Raw genomic sequence first — 24810 nt, forward strand, 5'->3', positions numbered from 1 at the left:
AACCACCAGCGAGGTGAAGTTCTACATATGTTGTGTGATTGCTCGGCCGATGATGCGGGCGGCGTCGGGGAACTCACCCGGGTTCGGTCCGGCGTAGTTGAGCCGCAAGAACTTTCCAGTCGGTTCTGCCGGGAACCAATCGTCACCGGCTCCGACGATGACGCCGGCCGACCGGCAGTCCTGCACGACACGTTCGAGGTTCGTGGTGTCCGGGAGCCGAAGCCAGAGGTTGAGTCCACCTTGCGGTACGGCATCGAGGTGAGCGTCCGGCGCATGCTCGCGCAGACTCGAGACGAGGAGGTCGCGTCTGGCCTCGAGTTGGTGACGAAGCCTGCGCAAGTGCGTTCGCCAGGCCGGTTGGGTCACGACGTCGAGCGCTACCGCTTGCAGCATCCCGCTGACGTACATCGAATCTGCCTGTGTATCAGCCAGAATCCGCTCGTACGCCGGACCCCGAGCGATCAATCCGGCAACTCGCACCGATGGGGACACGCTCTTGGTCAGCGCACGAAGGTAGACGACGTGACCGCTGTCGTCTCGTGCAGCGATGGGGCTGGGATCTGCGGTGATTCCGAAGTCGAGCGCCGAACTGTCCTCGATGAGGAATGCGCCGTGCCGACGGACGGTGTCGAGAACCTTGTCAGCCAACGACGGCGACCACAGCGCTCCGGTCGGACTCGCGAAGCTCGGTTGTGCGTAGAACGCACGGGCACCGGTCTGTTCGAATGCACGCGAAAGCTCTTCAGGATCAGGACCGTTGGCGCCGCTGGAAATCGGAATGACCGTGACTCCAGCCTGCGCGGCGGCCAGGATCGCTCCCCAGTAGGTCGGCGATTCCATGAGCAACGGACGCCCCTCCCCCACCAACGCGCGAAAGGACGTCGCAAGCCCACCCTGACTGCCGGGAAGTACAACCACGTCGTTCGGCCCCGGCGGAGTGATCCCGGCAGGAGTGGCGGAACCCAATTCGGAGGCAAACCAGGACTGCAGTTCCGGAAGCCCGGCAGCGAGGGGCCGATTGAACACGGCGTCGGTTCGCGTCGCCCTGGTGAAGGCTGCACGAACCAGACCTTCCGGCAACAGCTCTCGGGCCGGATAGCCGGAATGCAGCGCGATCACGTCGTTGGAGGTGGACTGCAGCGCCATGGGCAACTGCAGACGATAGTTCGGCGATCCGAGCGCCGCTGTCTGCCACCCGTAGTCGTTGGGTCGCACGACGCGCGCTGCGCGCACGAAGGTCCCCACACCGGGACGAGCCTCCACAACCCCCTGAGATACCAGTGTTCGCAGCGCCTTCTGCACGGTGACCGGACTCGCCCCGTGCAGGCTGACGAGCGACCGAGTGGACGGAAGCTTCGCGCCTGGAGGAGCCGTCGCGATCCACTCACGCAAGGCTGCGACAATCCTCGAACTGCTATCATTGGACATGTCGAATCATAGTAGCGCTACTCTTCTTTCGCCGCCAGCGCTATCGCGAATCAATGTCCGTTTCCAGACCGAACCCTGAGGCGCCCTTCTCATCTGAAACACAACTCACCCACCCGAACCGGAGAGGTACGTAACCGCGTGAACACACCCATCGATCAGGCCCGCAAGCTCGAGAATGTCAGGTACGACATCAGAGGGCGAATTCTCGACAAGACCGAAGAACTCGAGGATCAGGGACACACGATCCTGCGACTCAACGTCGGCAATCCGGCCCCCTTCGGGTTCGAAGCTCCGGACGAAATCATGATGGCCATGATCCGCAATCTCCCTACCGCGCAGGGATATTGCGATTCTCGCGGACTGTATTCGGCGCGCACTGCGGTGGTCCAGTACTACCAGACGCGGGGTATCACCGACGTCACCGTCGACGAGATCTATCTCGGAAACGGTGTGTCCGAACTGATCACCCTGACGATGCAGGCCCTCTGCAATCCAGAGGACGAGATCCTGATTCCCGCTCCCGATTATCCCTTGTGGACGGCTTCGGTTTCACTTGCCGGCGGCACGCCCGTGCACTACCTCACCGATGAAAGCCAAGGCTGGGCACCGGACTTCGACGATCTGGAAGCTCGGATCACGCCGCGCACCCGAGGGATTGTCGTCATCAATCCCAACAATCCGACGGGCGCCGTCTACTCGACGGAGGTGCTGCAACGCTTCGTGGATCTAGCGCGCAAACACGATCTGATGCTCTTCGCCGACGAGATCTACGAAAAGATCGTCTACGACGGCCGATCCATGACAAACCTTGCGACGATGACCGGGCGAGACGTTCTGTGTCTGACGTATTCGGGACTGTCCAAGGCCTACCGCGTGTGCGGATTCCGAGCCGGATGGCTGGCCATCACCGGACCACTCGAGCGGGCGTCGAGCTTCATCGAAGGCATCAAATTGCTGGCCAACATGCGAATGTGTGCCAACGTGCCGGCGCAGCACGCTATCCAGACTGCACTCGGCGGACGCCAGTCCATCGAGGACCTGTTGCTTCCACAAGGTCGGCTGACGGCCCAGCGCGATCTCGCACACACCACGCTCAACAGCATCGACGGGATCAGTTGCCAACAGGCCGACGGGGCGCTGTACCTGTTCCCCAAGCTCGACGTCGACAAGTTCGGCATCGTCGACGACGAGAGGTTCGTTCTCGATCTACTGGAATCGGAGAAGATTCTTGTCAGCCACGGTCGCGCGTTCAATTGGATCGAACCCGATCACTTCCGGTTGGTGACTCTCCCCAACACCGACGATCTCTCGACGGCACTCGAGCGACTCGGCAACTTCCTCAGTTCCTACAGCCAGTAGCCCTGGGTACCGGGCCCACATACGACTGAACGCCGACCGGATTTCCGGTCGGCGTTCAGTGGTGAAAATCAGCAGGCGATCAGGCAGTGACGATCGCGTCGAGGGCCGAGTAGAACAAGCCCAATCCGTCGTCACTGGGACCGGTGAGAGCCTCGGTGGCGTGCTCGGGGTGCGGCATCAAACCGACGACCCGGCCGTTGGCCGAGGAGATGCCGGCGATACGACGCTGCGAGCCGTTGGGGTTCTCCTCCGAGTAACGGAAGACGACGCGGCCTTCGCCCTCGAGTTCGTCGAGAACCTTCTCGGACGCCTGGAAGCGACCTTCACCCGACTTGAGGGGGATGAGGATCTGCGCGCCGGCCTCGTATCGCGAGGACCACGCCGTGTTGTTGGCTTCGACCGTCAACCACTCGTCGCGGCAGATGAAGTGCAGACCCTGGTTACGGGTCAGGGCACCGGGCAGCAAACCTGCTTCGCAGAGGATCTGGAAACCGTTGCAGATGCCCAGGACCGGCATGCCGCCCTTGGCTGCTTCCACAACCTTGCCCATCGCGGGAGCAAAACGTGCGATCGCGCCGCAACGAAGGTAATCGCCGTACGAGAATCCGCCGGGCACGATGACCGCGTCGACACCCTTGAGGTCTGCATCGCCGTGCCAGAGTTCGACAGCTTCACCGCCGGCCAGGTTCACTGCCCGAGCCGCGTCGATGTCGTCGAGCGTGCCGGGGAAAGTGATTACTCCGATACGTGCGCTCATGCCTCGACTCGCCTGACGGTCCAATCCTCGATCACCGTGTTGGCCAGCAGGCCTTCGGCGATCTTCTCGAGTTCGGCGTCTTCGACACTGCCGTCGATCTCCAACTCGAACCGCTTGCCCTGACGGACATCGGATACTCCTGCAAAGCCCAGGCGAGACAGTGCCCCGACAATTGCCTGTCCCTGGGGGTCGAGAATCTCGGCCTTGGGCATGACTTCGACGACGACACGGGCCACGTGCTGCTCCTCGGTACTAGTGCGCGAACCCGGAGTGAAACGCTCGGGTGATGGCCAGTTTACCGGGCGGACCCGAGATGGTTCGCATCGAGTGATCGGGGCGTGACGGCCACCACCTGTGAAACCCGCCTGCGAGTCACTCCAGGGCGGCGCATACTCGAAATCATGCGACTGACACATTTTGGCCATTCCTGTGTGCTCGTGGAGTTGAACGGATCGAAAATCCTCTTCGATCCCGGCAACTTCTCGCACGGATTCGAAGGCATCACCGGCCTCGACGCCATCCTCGTGACACATCAACACCCCGATCATGCCGACCCGGCGCGGCTACCCGAACTGGCCGAAGCAAACCCCGACGCGGTGCTGTACAGCGATCCGCAGACGGCTGAGAAGCTCGGTGGGCGCTGGACGGGAGTCCGGCCGGGCGACCGGTTCAGCATCGGCGACGTCGAGGTGACCGGAACCGGCGGAGAGCACGCGATCATCCATCCGGACCTACCGATGATCGACAACACCGCGTTCCTCCTCGGCGACGCCACCAACCCGGCGCAGTTCATGCATCCCGGCGATTCCCTCTACGTCCCCGAACAGAAGGTCGACGTTCTTGCCCTTCCCGCCGCCGCACCGTGGCTCAAGATCTCGGAGGCCATCGACTACCTTCGCGCGGTAGCGCCGCGCGTCGCGGTTCCCATCCATCAAGCGATCATCCGCGACGAAGCCACAGGCATCTTCTACGGTCGCTACTCGGAAATGGCTGCCGACGGTACCGAGTTCCGAGTTCTCGGTGAGGAGTCGAGCGTCGAAGTCGCCTGATTCAGTCCTCACGCACTCACATCGACGACGATCCAGCCGGTGCTCGTCCCACCGGCTGCGTCGGTGAGTGTGTAGAGAATCCTGTCGGTGCCTGTCTTCGTTCCGGCCTCGAACACCACTTCGCCGTTTTCGAGCTTTACGGTGCCACCGAGAAGTGACGTCGCCTCGACCCCGGTTACCTTGATCGAATCTCCGTTGCTGTCATGATCATTCGCGACGGCGTCGACGGTGACTGTGCCACCTGAGCGGACCTGCTCGGTGTCGAGTGCGGCGTACGGCGGGATCGGGCTTGCCGTGTACCGACCGACGTCGTCGAGTCGAGCCGAGGCCACGTCGGCGGCATCGACGATGGCAGCAAATTCGGTGCCGTCGAAGCGCGAGAGGTCGTTGCCGTTCATGATGGTCGATCCCTCGGCGCCGCCGCCGTGATAATCGTCGGCGTAGAAGTTGTGGCCCAACTCGTGGCGGAGGACGCGGCTGAAGTTGCCATCGGGCTCGGCACCGACCTGCGCGTAGCTGTGATCGAGTTCGAACCTCGAGTAGTAGGCATTGCCGCCACCGGAAGCGCAGACGACAGTCGCCTGGTCGACGCTCGTCCCGACCTGATCGGACCACAGACCTTCCAACTGGTCGAGGTCTTCACAACTGCTCGAATACGGGTCACTCGCAGCATCGGCGCGAAGGACAACCCGACCCAAGATCGGCCGAATTCCGACGTCTCTGATCCAGATAGCAGCGGTTCGGGCCATTGATTCCTCGGCCCGATCCAGAGCGACGGCGGGACTGCCTGCGCCGTGCGCGGAGTACCACTCGCCACTCAGATCCAATCCCACCACGAACTGCTTCACCGTCTTGCCGACGCTTGCGGCCGAGGCCGAGGCGATAGAGGCGGTCGGCCACTTGGGTTTTGCGTCGATCGGCGCCGTGCTGCGACCGACCACGTCGGATCCCACGAACTCGATCGAAGCACCACGATCGAAAATCACCTGCCCGCGCAGTGTTCCGGCGGAGTCGACGATGGCCGAGACGATTGCGTCCGGATGCCCTTCCACACTGCCGATGTACGAACGGGGCGCCGGGATCACCACATCGGTCAGCTCGCCGCCGCTTTCCTGTACGGCCATCGAGAAGTCGGATCCCCGCAGATTCATCTTGTGAAGCCGCAGTGTGAGTTGCTCACCTTCGTCGTCGACAGTTGCGGTGCGGGTGCCTTCGCTCGCACCGCCGTCGACACCGCCTGTCGGCAGCGTGTGAACCACGCCGGTCGGAGCGGCAGACGCAACTGCCGGGACGATTGCAGCACAGACGACTGCGCCCACAGCCAGAGCGACAAGACCCTCGGCCGACTTGGAGAACCCTCGTGCGCGCATGGTGAACCTCAACTTCGTCTACTAGCGGCAGATTAACTGCACGCACTGTAGCAGCGAAAAGGTTGGGCGACGCCATACTCGAATTCAACGTCCACTTTATGCGACTTTGACCTAATCGGCCCTACTGCCTGCAAGGAACGGGATAAATGCGAAGACTCTGCCTGCTCGGGCAACCCGGACACACGACACCATCTCGCAGCTATCGAATAGTTGCCAATGACCGAATTCAGGCAGCGCCGAGTTCCTGCGACGGGGAGTTCCATCGGTATACCTGCGAGGTGGCCTCATGAAAAAGCGCGAGGTCCACAGCGTCGAGAACAGCCTGACGTGGGCCCTCGTTTCCCAACTGCTTGGCAGTAATCGACAATCTGACCAGTCCCCCACGCTTGGCGGCGCGCCCGGCTCCGAGAACCAATGCGCGACACCACCACGGCTCGGCCTTGAAGCCCTCGCCGATACCGAAAACCCTTCCCCGCTGCAAGGTTCCACGGGTCAGATCGTGTACTGCGCCGAGGCCTGCCATCGTCCGAAAGCCGGTCTCCGGCAACACCGACATGGCACCAGGCGACGCCACCCAGCGCGGCGGTGCGAACACCCGGGTCCGAAGGCCTGCATGCTCGAGAACCCGATCCGCAGCGAGTAGTCGCAGTTTTGCTTCGTGCTTCGACAGAGTGGCGAACTCGGCTCGACGACGCTTGGTCGCGGCCTGGTCGTAGCCGTGCAGAACGATGGCGTCGCCGTGCTCACGACGCTCACGCAGCCAGGCCGTCGTCACCGCGTCGTCGGCCAGTCGATATTTGTCCTTCAGTCGCGGCGCCACCAGGAGCGACAGGCGGACACCTCGAGCGTCCATCTCGTCTGCGAATCCGGCAGCGAGATAACATGTCTCGTCTCTGATTCCGGATACCGACACGATCAGTTCTGCGGACATACTCCGATAGTGGCAGCTGTGGGTGAACAGCACACTGCCGCCGGATGATCATCCGGCGGCAGTTTTCAGCACAGCTACTAGTTCTTCGGAAGCGCGGCTACTAATTCTTGGGAAGCGCGGCTTCGATGGCGGCGACAACCTCGGGAGCGTCAGGTTCGGTCCGCGGACGGAAGCGGTTGACGACGGTGCCGTCCGGTCCGATCAAGAACTTCTCGAAGTTCCACTGGATGTCGCCCGCAGCGCCTTCGGCGTCGGCAGCCTTGGTGAGTTCGGCGTACAGCGGATGCTGGTTCTCGCCGTTCACCTCGATCTTCTCGAGGAGCGGGAACGTGACGCCGTAGGTAGTGGAGCAGAACGTCTCGATCTCTTCGGCGGTACCCGGTTCCTGCCCCATGAACTGGTTGCACGGGATGCCGATCACGGTCAGACCGCGATCGGCGTACTCGCTGGCCAGCTTCTCGAGCGCCGAGTACTGCGGGGTCAGTCCACACTTGGATGCCACGTTGACCACGAGCACGGCACGGCCGTCGTATTCACCCAACGAGGTGGGCACGCCACCGAGGGTGTTGATCGCGATGTTCTGTACTGGAGTTGTCATAGGTCCAACTTAGCGACTCTTGCCGACCGCCAGTTCTCGCCCACTACTTGTTCTCACCTACTGCTTGTTCTCACCTACTGCTTGTTCTCACCTACTGCTACTTCGATGCTCCGAGAATGCGATCGAGGTCGTCCAGAACGGTGAGGCCGCCGAGCGGTCCGACGCCGGTGATCCAGTAGGACATGTCGACCAGATGTGGGTTCGGGAAGAATCCGGCGTTGTCCGCCACGGCCTTCGGCATCGTGCTGGCATCGGCCGGTTTCGCGGAGGTGACCAGGATGAGGTCGGCGTTGGCTCCGGAGACGAATTCCGGGGAGAGGTCGACGGAGATCGAGTTCTCCCAGTCGCGTGCGGGAATCGTGAGTCCCGCGCATTCGAGAGTGCTTCCGGCAAACGACGTGGGTCCGTACAGCGTCAGCACGTCGTCGCGTGGACGGATGAGCTGAGCGGTCTTGCCCTCGGTGCTGTGTTTGCTCGCCACTTCCTCGCAGCGTGCCGTGTAGTCACCGAGCAGTTCGCCTGCCTGATCGGTCTTGTTCAACGCCTCTGCGACGAACTGGACATTGTCCTGCCACGGATCGGTCTGGGTCGCCATGTAGACGGTCGGCGCGATGGCAGCGAGCTGCTCGTACAGATCACCGTGCCGCGATTCCGTTCCGATGATCAGGTCCGGGCTCAGTGCGACGATCTTCTCGAGGTTCGGTGCCGCGACGGTGCCGACCATCTCGATCTCCGCGGCCTTCTCACCGAGGTACGCCGGAACCCCGGTCGTCTCGCTGAGGACCGCAGTGCCCACGGGAATCACGCCCAGTGCCACCGATGTGTCGAGCTGAACCGGCTCGAGCACGACAACTCTCTGCGGATCCATCGGTACGTCCGTGGTTCCGCGGGCATGGGTGACCGCGTGCACGGTGTCGGCGGACTGACTGTCGGTATCCGTCTTGTCGTCACTGCCACACGCCGTTGTCGTTGCCACGATGGCGGCGAGGACGAAACCACCCAGCACGTACTTCGCCCGCGAGTTACTGCGTTTCATTCCCAACACTCCTGTTACCGACTGCTTTCGACCGTCACAGCCACGCGCATTCACCACGGCTGAGCAAAGGATTCACCATCCAATAGTCTGGTGAGCCTAACCTACGAGACTGGAGCCTCATCATGTCTTCCCTTCCCTGCCACACCTGCAGCGACGGTGTCCTGGGGAAGGCATCTATGCAGTGCTTTCCGGAATTTGTCGCCAATCCGCAAACCAGTCGACGCCCTCACGCCTGTACACGGCAGTCGTCGACCGCCGGCGAACAGATGGTCGGTCGCGCCGGAATGACACATCTGTGGGTGTTGATCGAGCACCCCGGCCCCTGGCCGGCGTCCGCTCCTGACGACGTTCTCCCAGTCGCACTCACCGAAAAAATCTACGCAGCGCAGGGTCGTATCCGCCTCGTGGTGATCCGGCGGCCCCGTATCCGCCGAGTCCTCACCCCGACGTGTGTACTCGCCTGGACGGACGGCACACGTCAGTGGATGCGGGAAGGGTCGGTCGACCGATACGAGGACCTGTCGGTACTGCCGTTCGAATCGATGGCCACCGGAGTGGAACCCGACTTCGGCCGCTCCCGCACGGAACCGCTCTTCGCGGTCTGCACACATGGAAAGAAGGATGCGTGCTGCGCGGAACTCGGTCGCCCGGTCGTGTCGGCGCTGAACGCGGCACAGATCGCAGATGTGTGGGAATGCAGTCACATCGGCGGAGATCGTTTCGCGGCCAACATGATTGCGTGGCCCGCCGCAGTCTATTTCAGCCGACTGGACGGCAACTCCGCAATCGATGCAGCCGAAAAATACCAAGCCGGAGAATTGGAGCTGCTGCACCTGCGCGGCCGAGCGGCACTGTCACAGGCCGCTCAGGCCGCCGAACACGCAGTCCGACGCGTTACCGGCATCGTCGCGACGGACGCACTCGAGAGTGTCGCCGAGAGCGTCGACGGAGAACATACGACTGTCGATCTTCGATTGGAGGCGAGAGACTTTCGCGTGGTCGTTCGACCCGGCTCTCCAGGGCAGCCGTTCCGACACGATTGTGGTTCCGGAGGAACTGTCGAATGGAACGGATGGATCGTAGAACACCTTCACGAGCAATCACACTGACCATTCGATTCCGGCCCAACTGCCCGGCAGGCCATCGAACCGAGATTTGCGCGGACTGACAACACTTCGAATCAGGTCGCGATGAAGGATCGACGCCCCTGGTGATTACAGCTTGCATTCTTCCCATGACCACCGCACTGACGCCGAATGCCGTTTCCCGGTCTGCAGATCCGATCAAGAGTGAGGTCGACTACGAAACACTGGCAGCAAAATTCCGTCCGATCTTCGCGGACATCGCACAAGCCGTCGTCGAACGCGAACGCGATCACGTGCTTCCCTTCCAACAGATCGACGCACTCAAGAAAGCAGGCTTCGGCGCCGTTCGGGTGCCGACAACACACGGTGGATCCGGCGCGAGCATCCCGCAATTGATCCGGTTACTAGTCGAGTTGTCGAGCGCCGATTCCAACATCACCCAGGCACTGCGCGGTCATTTCGCGTTTGTCGAAGACCGACTGGTCGCCGACCCCGGACCTGAGCGCGACACCTGGCTCCGACGCTTCGCGGAGGGACAGTTGGTCGGCAATGCGTGGACCGAAATCGGCGACGTTGCATTGGGCGAAGCCAACACCAAGGTCTCGCCCGCACCCGATTCCGACCATTTCTTGGCGAACGGGGCAAAGTTCTACAGCACGGGTTCCATTTTCGCCGACTGGATCGACCTGTACTCGCAGCGCACCGACACCGGCGCATTCGTGATCGCCGCAGTCGAAGCGAGACAACCCGGTGTCACACACAGTGACGACTGGAACGGGTTCGGCCAGCAGACGACTGGCTCCGGCTCGTCCGTCTACGAGAACGCAATAGTCCAGCCGGAGAACATCTTCGACTTCTCGACGCGCTTCAAATACCAGACCGCGTTCTACCAACTGTTCCATCTCGCCACTCTCGCCGGCATCGCCAAGGCTGCGACAACCGAGATCTCTCGTCGAGTCGCCTCGCGTACTCGAACCTTCAGTCACGGCAACGCTCCGAGATACGCGCAGGATTCGCAGATCCAGCAAGTTGTCGGCGAGGTGTCCTCGGCTGCCTTTGCAGCCGAGGCCGTGGCGCTGCACGCAGCACAGTCGTCCCAATGGGCATACGAAGCCGCATTCTCCGGCTCGCCGGAGGAAGAGAAGGCCGCCAACATCGCAGCCGAAATCGATTCGGGGCGAGGGCAGGTCGCCTCGATCGGACTCGTCGTTCCGGCCACGGCCAAGATCTTCGACGCACTCGGCGCTTCCGGAGTGAGCCGCGACCTCGATCTCGATCGGTTCTGGCGCAATGCCCGCACCGTGGCCAGCCACAACCCGGTCGTCTTCAAATCCAAAGTTGTCGGCGACTACGAAATCAACGGAACCGAACCGATTTACGTGTGGGCCATCGGGACTGCACCGACCGAAAAGGATGTACAGGCATGACCGTGACCAGTGAAACCGAAGTCTTCGTCGGCGTTCCCGACACATCCGAAGGCTGGATCGACCGCGCTCGCGAGGTGAGCAACATCCTTGCCGCCGACGCGCTCGCCCGCGACCGAGCCGGCGAACCACCGTTTCGAGAAGTTCAGCTGCTCAAGGACAGTGGTCTGGTGACACTGCTGGGTCCGATCGAGTTCGGCGGCGGTGGGCAGCGATGGGAGACCGCCTACAAGGTGGTTCGGGAGATCGCGCGCGCCGACGGCTCGATCGGGCAACTGCTCGGGTACCACTACCTGTGGGCATGGGCAGCCAGATTGGTCGGAACCGATCCGCAGATCTCCGCTGTCGAGGAGCTGTACACGAGCAACCGATTCTTCTTCGGCGGCGCGGTGAACCCTCGAGACACCGACCTCACCGTCGTGGATCGCGGAGACACCCTGGTATTCAACGGTGTGAAGTCGTTTTCCACCGGCGGACGAGTCACCGACCTCACGGTGCTCGAAGGAATCATCGACGGAACTGCGACGCATGTGTTCGCTATCGTGCCGACTGCTCAGGACGGCATAGTCTTCCGCGGCGATTGGGACAACCTCGGGCAGCGCCTCACCGATTCGGGCAGTGTCGAGATCAACGACGTCGAGGTCGACTGGGCAAGTGCGGCAGGCTTTGTCGACAAGGAATTCCAACCTCTGGTCTACAACACCCTGAACTTCCCGGCGATCGAGATCGTGTTCGCGAACTTCTACCTCGGGATCGCGCGTGGCGCACTGGACACTGCGGCCGAGTACACCCGAACCCGTACGCGTCCATGGCCGTACGGCGGTGACAACCGCGAAATCGCAACCGACGAGTGGTACCTCCGTGAGGGCTACGGCGACTTGCAATCGAAGCTGTGGGCGGCGGAGGCCTTCGTGGATCAGGTCAGCCGTGAGGCCGACGCCGTGCTCCACGACGCTCGCGAAAACCTCACCGAGCAGGCTCGCGGCGACCTCGCCGTACGCATTGCGGCCGCAAAACTTCGCGCCGCCGACGTCTCCTTGGAGATCAGCAACAAGATCTTCGAACTGACCGGTGCCAGAGCCACGTCCAACGATGTCGGCCTGGATATCTACTGGCGCAACATCCGGACGCATACCCTTCACGATCCGCTCGCGTACAAGCGCCGTGAAGTCGGTAGTCGTTTTCTGACCGGCGAGATTCCCGAACCCACCTGGTACACATAGCACCCACGAACAGAAAGAGACCGTCGCACGGTTAGTGCGGCGGTCTCTTTCATCGTTACGACCAGGATCACTGATCGTAGATCGGGTTCCGCGCCTGCTGTGCGGTCAAACGTTCAGCAGAGCGGAAGTATCTAGTGATGGCTCACAAATGACTGCTTGGTGCCGGTCGGAGCCGTTTCGAGTTTGTGCTGCTCTTCTTCGTCCTCGTCGTCGAGCATCGTGGCTTCGTTGAACGGAATCTTCCCGTCGAGCACCTCGATGACGCGTTCCTTGTCGATCGTCTTGGTCCACGCGCCGACCAGGAGAGTCGCGACCGCATTGCCCGAGAAGTTGGTGATCGCTCGCGCTTCCGACATGAAGCGGTCGATTCCGACGATGAGTCCGACGCCGTCGAGAAGCTCGGGGCGATGGCTCTGCAGTCCACCGGCCAGCGTGGCCAGACCGGCGCCGCTGACTCCCGCAGCGCCCTTGGAGGCGATGATCATGAACACCAGCAGCGAGAGCTGTTCACCGAAGGCGAGCGGCTGTCCCATGGCGTCGGCGATGAAGATCGAGGCCATCGTCAGGTAGATCGCGGTGCCGTCGAGGTTGAACGAGTAGCCGGTGGGAACGACGATGCCCACCGTGGTGCGCTCGACGCCGACGTGCTCCATCTTGGCGATCAGACGCGGCAGTGCCGATTCGGAGGATGACGTGGCGAAGATGAGCAGGTACTCACGGGCCAAGTACTTGACCAGCTTGAAGATGTTGAATCCGGTGACGGCGCGCAGCAGCGTTCCGAGAACACCGAAGACGAAGATCAGGCAGGTCAGGTAGAAGCCGATCATCAGGGTTCCGAGCTGGACGACGGCGTTCAAACCGGTCTGGCCGACGACGCTGGCGATGGCGCCGAAAGCACCGATCGGGGCGAGCCAGAGAATCATCGTCAGGATCTTGAACACGAGCTTCTGGATGTATCCGACGGCCTTGAGAATCGGCTCACCCGACTTGCCGAGCGACTGGATCGCGAAGCCGACCAGAAGGGCGACGAACAGAGTCTGCAGCACGCTGCCGGCGGTGAGGGAGGACAGCATCGACGTCGGAATGATGGACGCGATGAAGTCCCAGGTACCGCCCGCGCTGTGGGCCTGATCTGCAAGCTTGGCCACGGAGGCCGCGTTGGGCGTGATGTTCAGGCCGCTGCCCGGGTTGAGCAGGTTGCCGACGCCCAGGCCGATCGCGAGTGCGATGGTGGACATCCCGATGAAGTAGGCGAGTGCGAGGCCGCCGACCTTGCCGACCTTGGCCGCAGCTCGAACCGAGCCGATGCCGAGCACGATGGTGCAGAAGATGACCGGGCTGATCATCATCTTGATCAGGCTGACGAACAACGTGCCGAGTACACCGACGGACTTACCGAACTCGGGTGCGAGCCAACCGACGAGGATGCCGCCGATAACCGCGACGATGACGCTCATGTAGAGCCAATGCGTCTTGTCGCGCTTTGCCTTGGTGCCCTCGGGCTGTGGGGAACCGTCTACTGTCCCTGTTGCCGTGCTGCTCATGGGGTGTCCTTTGGATCGGATATCTGTGAAGTGATCGGGATCACTTCGAGTCGTGGAGAATTCTTGTTGCAAACAGGTGGGCCCGGAAGTTTGTGTTCATTACGTTCAGGAGGCGCTCGATGGTCGAACGAAAGACCGGCCGACGTATGAGCGTCGCCAGGCAGATCCTGCTCCTGCAATTGGCGTTGTTGGCGCTGGTCATCGGCGTGGGGGCCGCGCTCGCAGTTGTCGACGAACGCCGAGACAGCGACGACGCGATCCGCAGGCAGGTGAGCTCGATAGCGCAGACTCTCGCCCTGTCGGATTCGACGGCGGCCGCCCTGACGAGCCCGGACCCGACCGCGATTCTGCAACCACAGACCGAGAAAATACGACAGGCAACCGGCGTCGATTTCATCGTGGTGATGGCGCCGGATCGCACTCGATTCACCCACACGAGCCCGGAGCTGATCGGTCAACTGTTCAACGGAAACATTGACCGCGCACTCGCCGGCGTGACCTTCACGGAGACGTACGCCGGGTCGCTGGGGCCGTCGATCCGCGCAGTCACTCCTGTCTACGATTCCGGCGGAACCCTGGTCGGTCTGGTTTCTGCCGGTGTCACCCGCGAGCAGATCAGCAAGCAGTTCGCCCAAAGTGTTCCGGTCATCCTGTTCGTTGCCGGCGGCGGTCTTCTTGCCGCCCTCCTGAGTTCACTTCTGGTGAGCCGACGCATCAGGCGACAGACCCTGGGAATGGCTCCGGACGAACTGCGCACCATGTACGAGCACCACGACGCCGTACTGCACAGCATCGGTGAGGGTTTGGTGGTGATCGGGCAAGGCCGAAGCAAAGACGCGAGAGTGGACATCGTCAACGACGAAGCACGTCGCCTCCTCGATCTACCGGACGGGCCCGTGCCACTTTCATCCATCCCCGAGACCATGCGGGTCGACGACGCCTCTCCCGCGAAGGATCAAGTGCATCTCACCGACAAGCGTGTGCTGGTGGTCAACCAACACCCGGTTGAGTGGGAGGGCAACAGAATTGGCACCGTGCTGACAATTCGCGATCACACCGAACTTCAGAACGTACTCGGGGAATTGGATTCGGTACGAAGTTTTGCCGAGTCGCTTCGATCGCAAGCCCACGAGAGTGCAAATCGTCTGCACACGATCATCACGATGGTCGAGTTGGGGCGAAACGAGGACGCAGTGGCCTTCGCCACCAACGAATTGCGGGTGTCCCAACAGCTGATCGATCGTCTGATGAATGCGGTCCACGAGCCGGCGCTGGCCGCACTACTGCTCGGGAAAATGAGCGAAGCGACCGAACGCGGGGTCGACCTGACCATCACGGAAGACACCGCGCTCGGTCCGGTTCCTTCGCTCAATGCACGCGAGTTGGTCACGCTGGTCGGCAATCTCGTGGACAATGCTATTGACGCATCGCGCGCGAGCGAGTCTCCGTGGGTGGAAGTGACGGTAATGGAAGAGGATTCGATGATGGTTGTTGCCGTCGCCGACAGCGGCCCGGGAATGACACCCGAAGCACTCGAAAAGGCCAAGGGCCGTGGCTACTCCACAAAATCCGGCTCTCGCGGACTCGGTCTCGCACTGGTCTCTCAAGTTGTGAAACGGCACGGCGGCACGCTCACCAGCGAGCCGGCGATGGGCTCAATGCTGGTTGTCCGTATCCCGCTGCGCGAGGCGGAAGCACCGCGATGATCCGTGTACTGATAGTCGACGACGAACCGTTGATCGCGCAGGCACACCGTTCCTACGTCGAGCGTGTGCCGGAATTCGTGGTCCACGGCGTGGTTCATTCCGGGAACGCCGCCGTGCGTGCAGTTACGGCGGCCAATGCCACCGACCAGCCCATCGACCTGGTCCTGCTCGACATCGGGTTGCCCGACGCCAGCGGTCTCGACGTGGCCTCCGCCCTGGGCGGGTTGCGGCCCAGTCCGGACATCATCGCGGTTACCTCGGCGCGCGATCTGGAGGTGGTCCGAAGCGCCGTGGCTCGCGGGATCGTCCTCTATCTTCTCAAGCCGTTCACTTTCGCAGCATTCCGCGACAAGCTCGAGCGCTACCTCGAATATCGTGCAGCACTTCCCGCTGGAGAGTCTGCGGTCAGTCAACACGACATCGACCGCGCGATGTCCGCACTACGAACGTCCGACGATCGAGCAGCGGCACCGAAAGGCTTTGCGTCTCAAACACTCGGACTCGTCGCAGCGTCTGTCCGGGATTCTGAGGGACCGGTGACCGCTGCAGAGGTGGCAGCATCGGTCGGCGTGTCCCGGGTGACGGCCTGGCGCTACCTGGAAAAGCTGGCAGACGACGGCATGCTCACCCGGGAGACCGAGTACGGGCGCGCTGGGCGCCCTCAGGTTCGTTACCGCAGAACCTGATTGACACAGAAGCTAGTTTGCGCCGACCGTGTCGAGAACCCAGGCGAACTCGAACGCGACCTCTTTCCACTTCTCGTACCGACCGCTGACACCGCCGTGTCCGGCGCTCATCTCGGTCTTGAGAAGTAGCGGAGCATCACCGGTCTTGGTGGCGCGCAGTTTTGCGACCCACTTGGCCGGCTCCACGTACAGAACACGGGTGTCGTTGATGCTCGTGATCGCAAGAATGGCGGGATAGTCCTTGGCTTCCACGTTCTCGTACGGGCTGTACGAGCGCATGTAGTCGTAGACGTCCTTGTTGTGCAGCGGATCTCCCCATTCGTCCCACTCGATGACCGTCAACGGCAGCGACGGATCGAGAATCGACGTCAGCGGGTCGACAAACGGAACATTGGCGAGAATGCCGGCAAACAGTTCCGGGGCGAGGTTGGCGACAGCCCCCATCAGCAATCCACCCGCACTACCGCCGTCGGCAACCATCCGATCAGCGGCTGTGACACCGGTGTCGATCAAATGCTTTGCGCATGAGACAAAATCGGTGAAAGTGTTCTTCTTCGTGAGCGTCTTGCCGTTTTCGTACCAGTGACGACCCATCTCGCCGCCGCCGCGCACATGTGCGACCACGAAGACGACGCCGCGATCGAGCAACGACAAGCGGGCAACCGAGAACGACGGGTCGATGCTCGCCTCGTAGGAACCGTAGCCGTACAACAGCAGCGGCGCGGGACCTTCCGGCGCACCTACGCGCCTCACGATCGAGAGCGGAATGCGGGTTCCGTCGTCGGCCACTGCCCAGTCGCGACGCTGCTCGTAATTACTCGCATCGAAGTCACCGAGAACAGGCTGCGACTTGCGCAGTGCCAGTTCACCACTGGCGACGTAGTAGTCGTACACCTGCCCGGGAGTGATGAACGACGTGAAGCCGAGTCGGATGGTGGGCTGCGCCCATTCCGGGTTGGACCCCATACCGATGCTGAAGAGTTCTTCGTCGAAGTCGATTTCGTGACGCTCGCCGTAGCCGTCATCCGTCAACGGCCACACGGCAACCCGAGTGAGCGCCTCGCGGCGGTAGCTCAGGACGAGGTGTCCGGCAAAAGCTTCGGCTTCTTCCAGACGAACGTCTGCGCTGTGCTCGATCAGCGTCGTCATGTTTGTCGGATCCGACACGGGAGCTTCCACCAACACGAAGTTCTCGGCCTTGACTCCGTCCACGACGTCGTTGTGGAGGATCAGGAAGCGGTCCTCTCCCCCGATCACCGCGTGTTCAGCGCCGTACTCGACGCCCTCGCGACGCGGGATGATGACGCGGAAGTCGCCTTCCGGGTTCGCCGATTCCAGCATCCAGCCTTCGCTGGTCACCTTGGAACCGACCCAGATCATCAGGTACTTCTCACTGCGGGTAGACCCCACCGAAACCCAGTACCGCTCGTCGGGCTCGTGGAACACCGAAACATCTTGACTCTGCGGCGTTCCCAGCTTGTGACGCCACACGGTGTCCGGACGCCAGGAATCGTCGACCGTCATGTAGAAGACGTGACTGTGGTCGATCGCCCAGGTGGCGCCAGGCGCGGTATCGGGAATCTCGTCGGCGAGCATCTCACCGGTCTCGAGGTTCTTGAACCGCAAGGTGTACCGCTCGTCGCCGACGATGTCCACCGAGTACGCGAGCAACGTGCCGTCCTCGCTGATGGAGAACGCGCCGAGCGAAAAGAACTCGTGCCCTTCGGCTTCGACGTTGCCGTCCATGAGGATCTGCTCGCCGGCCAGCTCGACGCCGGGCGTCAGGTTGGGCGGAGTCCAGTCGTCTTCACCGGCGATGGGGCACCGGCACTGGACGGTGTACGACTTGCCTTCCACGCTGCGCGAGTAGTACCACCACTTACCCATGCGAGTGGGCACCGACATGTCGGTTTCCTGCGTCCGCGACTTGATCTCCTGGAAGATCTTCTCGCGCAACGGCTCGAGCGCGGCCGTCTGCTCGTCGGTGTACGCGTTTTCGGCTTCGAGGTATGCGACTACCTCGGCGTTGTCCTTGTCCCGCAGCCACTCGTAGTCATCGACGAACGTGTGTCCGTGATGGGTACGTTCGGCGGGGACCTTCTTTGCGACCGGCGGGATCAGGCTCATGCGCTGGGACCGACCCAATCGTCGAAGGACAGACCGGAAATGCGCTCGTACGCCTCGATGTAGCGTGCCCGAGTCGCGTCGACGATCTCCTGCGGCAACGGCGGCGGTGTCGTGTCCGAGCTACGGTCCCAGCCGGATTCGGGGCTCGTGAGCCAGTCGCGCACGAACTGCTTGTCGAAACTGGGCTGCACCTTGCCCGCTTCGTAGCCTTCGAGAGGCCAGTAGCGCGACGAGTCGGGGGTGAGCACCTCGTCGGCGAGCACGAGGTTTCCACCGGAGTCGAGACCGAATTCGAGCTTGGTGTCGGCAAGGATGATTCCGCGATCGGCCGCGAAGTTGGAGGCGCGGGCATAAACGTCGAGAGTGTCCTCGCGAAGCTGCACTGCCAGCTTCTGGCCGACCTTCTCCACTACCTGATCGAAGCTGATGTTCTCGTCGTGATCCCCGAGAGCTGCCTTGGACGCCGGGGTGAAGATGGGGTCGGGCAGCCGCGACGCCTCGACGAGGCCCTCGGGCAACGCGACGCCGCACACTGCGCCGGTGTTGTTGTAGTCGACCAGGCCGGAGCCGGTGAGGAAGCCACGAACGACGCATTCGACGGGAACCATGTCGAGGGAGCGCACCACGAGAGCGCGGCCGAGAACCTCTTCCGGGATGCGATCGTCGTCGGGCTCGCCGGCCAGGTGGTTGGTGCCACCGAGGACGTTGAAGAAGAACACGCTCATCGCGGTGAGCACGCGACCCTTGTCCGGGATCGGCGTGCTGAGCACGTGGTCGTAGGCCGAGATCCGATCACTCGCGACAAGCAGCAGATGCTCGTCGTCGATCGTGTAAAGGTCACGGACCTTGCCACCGGCCAGATGAGTGTAGGAATCAAGTGTAGGACGCACCCGGTCACCCTATCGGGCGTTCGCAGTTCGTACAGAACCCCGGTAGCCGGGACAGGTAAGCGTCCTCGCCGTTCGGAGAGCTGTCCGCCCTGCTCATCCGGATATGCAGGTGGCCCCTCGCCAGCAGGCGAGAGGCCACCGTCACAGTCGATGAACTACTGGTTTGCGGGCAGCTTCGACAGGCCCTCGTCGATCGAATCCAGCGTCAGAAGAGCCGTCTGATAGGTCGCGGCCAGCGAATGCTGGACCTGGACGACGTTGCCGGCCTTCACTGCGGGCAATTCCTTCCACAGCTCGGAATTGACCAGCTCCTGCAACTGCGGAGACATCGAGCCGTCGGCGTTGAGGCCGTAGACGATCACGTCGACATTTCCGAGATTTTCGCCGATCTTCTCGATGGATACCTGTTCGACGTGGATGTCGGCGGGGTCTGCGGGGGTGCCGGGGAACTGCAGTCCGAGTCCGTCGAAGAGATTGGTCGTGTACGAAGACGCGTACTCGCGTGAGAAGGTGCCGGCCTCCGGCTTGCAGACGTTGCACACGCCGCCGAAGGTCAGCGAGCCGAGCTTGTCCTTGTACTTCGCGGCCAGTTCGGCGGTTTTGGCGTCGTAGTCGTCCTTGAACTCGCCGTAGGTGTCGGAGACATTCGCGGCATCGGCGAACTGCTCGCCCAGCACTCGCCAATCAGCAGGAACCGTCGGTCCCAGGAAGACGACGGGAGCGGCCGCCTTGAGCTGCGCCATGTCCAGCTGGCTTTCGACACGAGCGGGAACACCCATGATGATCAGATCGGGCTCGGCAGCGACGATTCCCTCGTAGTTGAGCTGGGAGACGTTGCCGTCGGGCGCGACCTTCGGCAGAGCTTCGTAAGCGGCCTTGGTCTTGTCGTCCATGTTGCCGAGTTCACGGGTCCACTCACATACTGCTGCCAGGTTCGCTCCCGCCTGAATCAGCGGCAGAACTGCGTATCCGCAGGCCACGATCCGCTGCGGGTCGCTCGGGATCTCGATGGATCCGTTCTGTGCCTCGAAGACACGGGTCTGCGAGCTCGCGGCTGTCGTCGACGATTCGGACGACGCCTCCTCGGAGTTGCTGCAGCCGGCGACGCCGACCGCCAGCGCAGCTGCTGCGCCGATCACCACTGCGCGGCGAAACCACGACAGACCTTGAACCCGCATGTTGAACTCCATCTGAACGCACCGGACTGCTCCGGAATTGATTTGGTGAGGCTAACCAATATCAGGGCACTGGACCTTTACACAAACACAGGTCTCGAGGAATGAACTGCGCCTCCCGAGTCACTCACGCTCACAGCAGCACGCCTCCCACTGAGAGGGAGCAAAGCAAGATTCCTCTCGAATCGGACACGTGAACTCGCTACCTTGCCTTCGCGATACCTCATCGACCAGCCACTCTCTCCGCTCGACGAAGGGTTCACACATGTCCCGATCCACGCGCACGTGCTCGCTACGGTCTGCCGCGGCCATTGCGTTGACCAGCAGCTTTCTCATCACCGGTTTCGGCGCCTCGATCGCGCACGCCGAACCTGCCCCCTCGGCTCCACAGTTCGGCTCACTGGATTTCGGATCCAGCAACTTCGGCAGTGCCGAGCAAACCCCAGATGCTCCGCGGCTGACCGGGATCGACAATTTCCGCGACGTCGCAGGCACCGGCGCCGGATACTCGGGAACTCTCGGTCTGCCCGTGAACAAGGGAGTCTTCTACCGCGCGAACGCGATCACGCCCAAGGGCGATGACATGAGCATTCTCGAAAAGCTGGGACTGACAAAGGTTTACGATCTGCGCACGGAACCCGAGATCGCCAGCAAGCCGGATGTCCTGCCCGACGGGGTTGCGTACGAGAACATTCCGATCCTGTCCGGGAACATCGCCGAGATGGTCGCGAAGATCAAGTCCCCCGAGGACTCACGATCGATGATGCAGGACATGAACCGCGCCTTCGTCACCGGAGCGACGGAGCGAGCCGGGTTCGCACAGTTGCTCACGGGCCTCGCGGAAACCGAAGGCGCACAGGTCTTCCATTGCACTGCAGGTAAAGACCGCACCGGCTGGACGTCCTTTCTGCTGCTGAGCATCGCCGGTGTCGACCGCTCAGTGATCATGAACGACTACTTGCTGACCAACGAATACACAGCCGAAGGCATGAAGGCCACGCGCGCGGGTATCGCGGCGAGCCTGGGCGAACAGATGGCCGTCAACATGGAGCCCCTGTTGGGTGTCGAGGCAAGCTATCTCGATGCCGGCCTCGCCCAGTTGGACCAGACCTACGGGTCGGTCGATCGTTACCTGACCGAGGGCTTGGGTCTGAGTCCGGCGACCGTCATGACGCTCAAAGCCAAACTGCTGGGCTGAGCGATCCAGCTGCCCCGGGTTCGACGAGGGGTCGAACCCGGGCACGTGGACTTTCTCTGCCCGCGCCGTGCCGGATGCGCCGCAGCGTCCCGTGCGTCAGCGCGATACGGCGATCACGTTGTTTCGGTACGCCCAGATGACGATCTGCACACGGGTGCGCACCTGCAGCTTCTTGCAGATGTTGCTGATGTGCGACTTCACCGTGCTCTGCTCGAGGCTGAGAGAATCTGCGATGTCGTTGTTTCCCAAGCCTTGTGACAGCAACTGCACCACATCCATTTCACGCGCGCTGAGACCGTGATCCGATCCGGAGCGCGCCGTGGACATCGGTGCCGGCTTGCGCCTCGCGAACTCCACGATCAGTCTCGACGTCAATCTCGGAGAGAGCACCGAGCCACCCTCGGCCACGGTCAGCACTGCCGACGAGAGCTCCTCGGGATCGGCGTCTTTGAGCAGGAACCCTGCGGCGCCACTGTCGAGCGCCTCGAAAACGTACTCGTCGAGATCGAACGTGGTGATCACGACGACGCGGGTCGCCGGAAACTCGGCAAGGACCTCCCTGGTCGCGGTCAACCCGTCACCGTGAGGCATTCGGATATCCATCAGTACGACGTCCGGACGCAGTGCACGCACCTGCTCGTACGCCTCGACTCCCGTCTTGGCATGCCCGACGACGCGAATCTCGGGGTGGCCGGAGAGAAACAGTTCGAACCCCTGCCGTACCACCTGCTGGTCGTCTGCAATAAGGACGTCGATCATGCGTTGATCCTCCCGTTCACCGGCACCAGTGCCTGCACAGCCCACTCACCTTCCGAATTCGGTCCGGCGTCCAGTTGACCACCCATGAGCGTCGCGCGTTCGCGCATTCCCACAATTCCGAGGTTTTGCCCGTCGGAGGACGGACGAGCATTCCCGAGCGTATTGATCACCCGGACTCTCACCGCACCGGCTTCTCGGCTCAGACATACCTTGGACTCGCTACCCGGCGCATGGCGAAGGACGTTCGACAACGCCTCCTGGACGATGCGGTAGCACGTCAACTGGACTCCGCTGTCCAGGTCGTCGAAGCGGCCGACCTTCTCGAGCGAGATCGACGAGATGGTGCGCCTGCAGTCGTCCACCAACTCGTCGATGTCGGAGACCATGGGCGTCGGGAAATCGGGGTCTTCCTCACCCAGACGGAGGATCCCCACGATCTGCCGCAAGCTGTTGAGGGCCCGCTGCCCCTGCTCGATGACGCCGCCCAGAAGGGCTTGCGCTTGTTCTGGATTGCTCGAGAAGAACTTGTCGGCGGCACGGGCCTGGATGATCATGCCGGTCATGTGGTGAGCCGCGACGTCGTGCAACTCACGTGCCATGTCCTGCCGTTCGGCGACAACGGCATTCGCGATCTTGCGTTCGCGGTCCCGGTGCAGATCCGCTACCGCCTGACTGTTCTCCATTGCTTGCTTTCGCAGACGCGCGACGATCTTTCCCATGGCGGCGACGACCAGAAAACTCGTGACGGTGTTTGCCGCCGGCTCGAGGAACAGGTGGGGCAACTCCCCCACCTGAACCTCTGCGACCGTCAGCCCGTCCCGCTCGGTGAGATACATCGCCAAGATCACGTCCATCGCCATTCCGAGGACCAGCAGTCCGACCAGACGCATGCCGCTCACCCGGATGGACACTGCCATGATCGCGAACCAGAAAAGCGGCGTGGCCCCCAGCGATCGACTGCCGAGGAAGAGCATCAATCCGCCGGATCCTGCCAACGTCAGGAGGTAGTACGCGATCGGGTACCGCCGGCGCGCACACGCCACAACGGTCAACACCGTCAGGAAACCCATGATGCCGACGACGGTTCCCGGATCGCTCAGCACTCGATTGCTCGTCTCGGGTTCAGTCTTGAGACTGGCGAGACCGAACACCCACGGCACACTCAGCAGGCCGACGATCACGGCCGCCGTGGCCGGGTTGTTCAGGTTGAAACGTCCCCACCCTCGCGATGCCAGGGCTTGCCCCGAGACATTCTGACCAGCCGAGTCGAACATCCACTCCCCATTCCGCATCCGATGATTGACGTTCATGGTGGCATGCGCGCACCACTTGGTCCCACATTCGACGAACGTGAAGGGAATGTTCGATTCTCGGCTACAACCAAAGGACTAGTTCGGGGTGAAAGCACTAGTACTAATGGATCAGCCGAACTGCTCGACCAACCGGTTCACCATGTTGGTTGCGCTGTAGTAGTCGAGACGGAAGGTATCGAGCCCCACGGCATAGACATGGTGATCACGAATTGCCGGATGCTGCGCCAACAGGGGAAGTGCCTCGACCGCTTTCACCGCACCGTCGTCGGCGCTGACCAGGATCAGGGTGTTGCCCGCGATACCGTCGTAGAGGTTCTCGGCCGAGACCTGAATGATGTCCTTGCGCTTACCCATGGATTCACTGCTCTTCGCAGACTCGGGAATGTCGGCGACCGTGAAACCCATCGCCGTGAGCAACTTCGCCTGCCCGGACTCGTGCGTCCAGATATTGGCGCCGCTGCCGTCCTCGTAGTAGACGAGCGCGGTGGTCGGCTGCGGGGGAAGTGTGATCTCGGCCTTCGCTGCCTCTACTGCGCTGTCGAATTTCGCGACCGTGGCCGCTGCGTTGTCTTCGAGACCTGTCGCTTCACCCAGCACGGCGGCCACTTCCTGCCAACTACTTCCGCCGTAGTCCACCACTATTGTCGGAGCGATGGCCGTGAACTGTTCGTACAGATCGACGACGGAGTCACCTCCAGTCGCCGAGACGACGATGAGGTCCGGGTTCTGGGCCAGAACGGATTCTGCGTTCGCGCCGCCCATCGGCAGCACTGCGAGTCCACGTTCTCGAGCTATGTCGCCCCACTGTGTGAACAACCCCTGCGCATCCGATACGTCGGTGTTCGGTCCCGTCGATGCGGTAGCCACCACCGGAGCGTCGATCGACAACAGCGTGCCCGTCAGCGTCACACTGGTCGAGACGATCCTCTCCGGCTTCGACGTGATCTCCACCGGCCCCTTCGGCGTTTCCACCGTGCGGGGCCAATTACCCTGCGATGCAGCCGAATCAGCACCGGAATCGGCATCCGCAGAACTACATCCGGCGAGAGCGAACCCTGCCACCAAGACTGCGGAGAGCACCTTCAAGGCGCGCGATTTTTTCATTGTGACGCCCACTGGCGGACCACTCCTCGAATTCAAAAGCCCATGAAA

At 62.2% G+C, this 24810-nt stretch carries 22 protein-coding genes; 8 read left to right on the forward strand and 14 right to left on the reverse strand.

Going from position 1 to position 24810, the window contains the following annotated elements:
- Positions 1 to 21: 21 nt before the first annotated feature.
- On the reverse strand, positions 22 to 1428 hold the full coding sequence (locus H351_RS26800) for an aminotransferase-like domain-containing protein (protein ID WP_003945572.1): 1407 nt from the start codon (positions 1426 to 1428) through the stop codon (positions 22 to 24).
- Positions 1429 to 1566: 138 nt separating this feature from the next.
- Between H351_RS26800 and H351_RS26805 the strand changes: the two genes are divergently transcribed.
- Positions 1567 to 2787 (forward strand): pyridoxal phosphate-dependent aminotransferase, encoded by a 1221-nt coding sequence (locus H351_RS26805; protein WP_003945423.1) that lies wholly within the window; start codon positions 1567 to 1569, stop codon positions 2785 to 2787.
- 79 nt (positions 2788 to 2866) lie between these two features.
- On the opposite strand, the gene purQ is transcribed toward H351_RS26805, so the two are convergent.
- Both purQ and purS read right to left on the reverse strand, forming a co-directional pair.
- Positions 2867 to 3544 (reverse strand): phosphoribosylformylglycinamidine synthase subunit PurQ, encoded by a 678-nt coding sequence (gene purQ / locus H351_RS26810; RefSeq protein ID WP_003945887.1) that lies wholly within the window; start codon positions 3542 to 3544, stop codon positions 2867 to 2869.
- The gene (gene purS, locus H351_RS26815; protein WP_003945817.1) at positions 3541 to 3780 is read right to left on the reverse strand and encodes a phosphoribosylformylglycinamidine synthase subunit PurS; all 240 of its coding nucleotides are present in this window, start codon (positions 3778 to 3780) and stop codon (positions 3541 to 3543) included. The genes purQ and purS overlap by 4 nt, the downstream gene beginning before the upstream one ends.
- A gap of 165 nt (positions 3781 to 3945) precedes the next feature.
- Between purS and H351_RS26820 the strand changes: the two genes are divergently transcribed.
- Positions 3946 to 4593: an MBL fold metallo-hydrolase gene (locus tag H351_RS26820; RefSeq protein ID WP_029254557.1), complete on the forward strand. Its 648-nt coding sequence runs from the start codon at positions 3946 to 3948 to the stop codon at positions 4591 to 4593.
- Positions 4594 to 4601: 8 nt separating this feature from the next.
- Here the strand turns inward: H351_RS26820 and H351_RS26825 are convergent, their stop codons facing one another.
- From H351_RS26825 to H351_RS26840, 4 genes are all read right to left on the reverse strand, one after another.
- A complete protein-coding gene (locus H351_RS26825; protein WP_029254556.1) occupies positions 4602 to 5963 on the reverse strand; it encodes an Ig-like domain-containing protein in 1362 nt (453 codons plus the stop codon).
- A 226-nt stretch (positions 5964 to 6189) separates the two neighbouring features.
- Positions 6190 to 6894 carry a DUF2334 domain-containing protein gene (locus tag H351_RS26830; protein WP_019747074.1) on the reverse strand — a complete coding sequence of 235 codons (705 nt, stop codon included), beginning with the start codon at positions 6892 to 6894 and terminating at the stop codon, positions 6190 to 6192.
- A gap of 100 nt (positions 6895 to 6994) precedes the next feature.
- Entirely contained in the window at positions 6995 to 7492 is a 498-nt protein-coding gene (locus H351_RS26835) for a glutathione peroxidase (protein WP_003945816.1), read from the reverse strand.
- A 97-nt stretch (positions 7493 to 7589) separates the two neighbouring features.
- Positions 7590 to 8528 (reverse strand): ABC transporter substrate-binding protein, encoded by a 939-nt coding sequence (locus H351_RS26840; protein WP_020906375.1) that lies wholly within the window; start codon positions 8526 to 8528, stop codon positions 7590 to 7592.
- A gap of 122 nt (positions 8529 to 8650) precedes the next feature.
- Here H351_RS26840 and H351_RS26845 point away from each other — a divergent pair, with 122 nt between their 5' ends.
- The 3 genes from H351_RS26845 (at position 8651) to H351_RS26855 (ending at position 12260) form a co-directional block, all read left to right on the forward strand.
- Positions 8651 to 9637, forward strand: a complete 987-nt coding sequence (locus H351_RS26845) for a sucrase ferredoxin (protein ID WP_244891402.1) — start codon at positions 8651 to 8653, stop codon at positions 9635 to 9637.
- Between the two features lie 125 nt (positions 9638 to 9762).
- Positions 9763 to 11040, forward strand: coding sequence for an acyl-CoA dehydrogenase family protein (locus H351_RS26850; RefSeq protein ID WP_020968556.1), 1278 nt, complete (start codon positions 9763 to 9765; stop codon positions 11038 to 11040).
- Positions 11037 to 12260, forward strand: coding sequence for an acyl-CoA dehydrogenase family protein (locus tag H351_RS26855; protein ID WP_029254554.1), 1224 nt, complete (start codon positions 11037 to 11039; stop codon positions 12258 to 12260). Before H351_RS26850 ends, H351_RS26855 begins: the two co-directional genes overlap by 4 nt.
- 131 nt (positions 12261 to 12391) lie before the next feature.
- Here H351_RS26855 and H351_RS26860 read toward each other — a convergent pair whose 3' ends face one another.
- Positions 12392 to 13804, reverse strand: a complete 1413-nt coding sequence (locus H351_RS26860; protein WP_003945501.1) for a C4-dicarboxylate transporter DctA — start codon at positions 13802 to 13804, stop codon at positions 12392 to 12394.
- Positions 13805 to 13923: 119 nt separating this feature from the next.
- Here H351_RS26860 and H351_RS26865 point away from each other — a divergent pair, with 119 nt between their 5' ends.
- Positions 13924 to 15510 (forward strand): sensor histidine kinase, encoded by a 1587-nt coding sequence (locus H351_RS26865; RefSeq protein ID WP_019747069.1) that lies wholly within the window; start codon positions 13924 to 13926, stop codon positions 15508 to 15510.
- Complete coding sequence (locus tag H351_RS26870) at positions 15507 to 16196, forward strand: response regulator (protein ID WP_003945570.1); 690 nt, start codon at positions 15507 to 15509, stop codon at positions 16194 to 16196. The genes H351_RS26865 and H351_RS26870 overlap by 4 nt, the downstream gene beginning before the upstream one ends.
- A gap of 12 nt (positions 16197 to 16208) precedes the next feature.
- Here the strand turns inward: H351_RS26870 and H351_RS26875 are convergent, their stop codons facing one another.
- The 3 genes from H351_RS26875 to H351_RS26885 form a co-directional block, all read right to left on the reverse strand.
- A complete protein-coding gene (locus H351_RS26875) occupies positions 16209 to 18323 on the reverse strand; it encodes a S9 family peptidase (RefSeq protein WP_019747068.1) in 2115 nt (704 codons plus the stop codon).
- Positions 18320 to 19213 (reverse strand): phosphoribosylaminoimidazolesuccinocarboxamide synthase, encoded by an 894-nt coding sequence (locus H351_RS26880; protein WP_019747067.1) that lies wholly within the window; start codon positions 19211 to 19213, stop codon positions 18320 to 18322. The genes H351_RS26875 and H351_RS26880 overlap by 4 nt, the downstream gene beginning before the upstream one ends.
- A 155-nt stretch (positions 19214 to 19368) precedes the next feature.
- Positions 19369 to 20403, reverse strand: coding sequence for an ABC transporter substrate-binding protein (locus H351_RS26885; RefSeq protein ID WP_020906369.1), 1035 nt, complete (start codon positions 20401 to 20403; stop codon positions 19369 to 19371).
- Positions 20404 to 20653: 250 nt separating this feature from the next.
- On the opposite strand from H351_RS26885, the gene H351_RS26890 reads away from it, so the two are divergent.
- Positions 20654 to 21586: a tyrosine-protein phosphatase gene (locus tag H351_RS26890; RefSeq protein ID WP_020906368.1), complete on the forward strand. Its 933-nt coding sequence runs from the start codon at positions 20654 to 20656 to the stop codon at positions 21584 to 21586.
- A gap of 96 nt (positions 21587 to 21682) precedes the next feature.
- On the opposite strand, the gene H351_RS26895 is transcribed toward H351_RS26890, so the two are convergent.
- The 3 genes from H351_RS26895 to fepB form a co-directional block, all read right to left on the reverse strand.
- Entirely contained in the window at positions 21683 to 22345 is a 663-nt protein-coding gene (locus H351_RS26895; protein ID WP_019747064.1) for a response regulator transcription factor, read from the reverse strand.
- A complete protein-coding gene (locus tag H351_RS26900; protein ID WP_223257921.1) occupies positions 22342 to 23655 on the reverse strand; it encodes a sensor histidine kinase in 1314 nt (437 codons plus the stop codon). The genes H351_RS26895 and H351_RS26900 overlap by 4 nt, the downstream gene beginning before the upstream one ends.
- A gap of 111 nt (positions 23656 to 23766) precedes the next feature.
- Positions 23767 to 24762, reverse strand: coding sequence for a Fe2+-enterobactin ABC transporter substrate-binding protein (gene fepB / locus H351_RS26905; protein ID WP_029254552.1), 996 nt, complete (start codon positions 24760 to 24762; stop codon positions 23767 to 23769).
- Positions 24763 to 24810 lie beyond the last annotated feature (48 nt).

The organism is Rhodococcus erythropolis R138 (assembly GCF_000696675.2).
In the GTDB taxonomy this organism is placed as follows: domain Bacteria; phylum Actinomycetota; class Actinomycetes; order Mycobacteriales; family Mycobacteriaceae; genus Rhodococcus_F; species Rhodococcus_F erythropolis.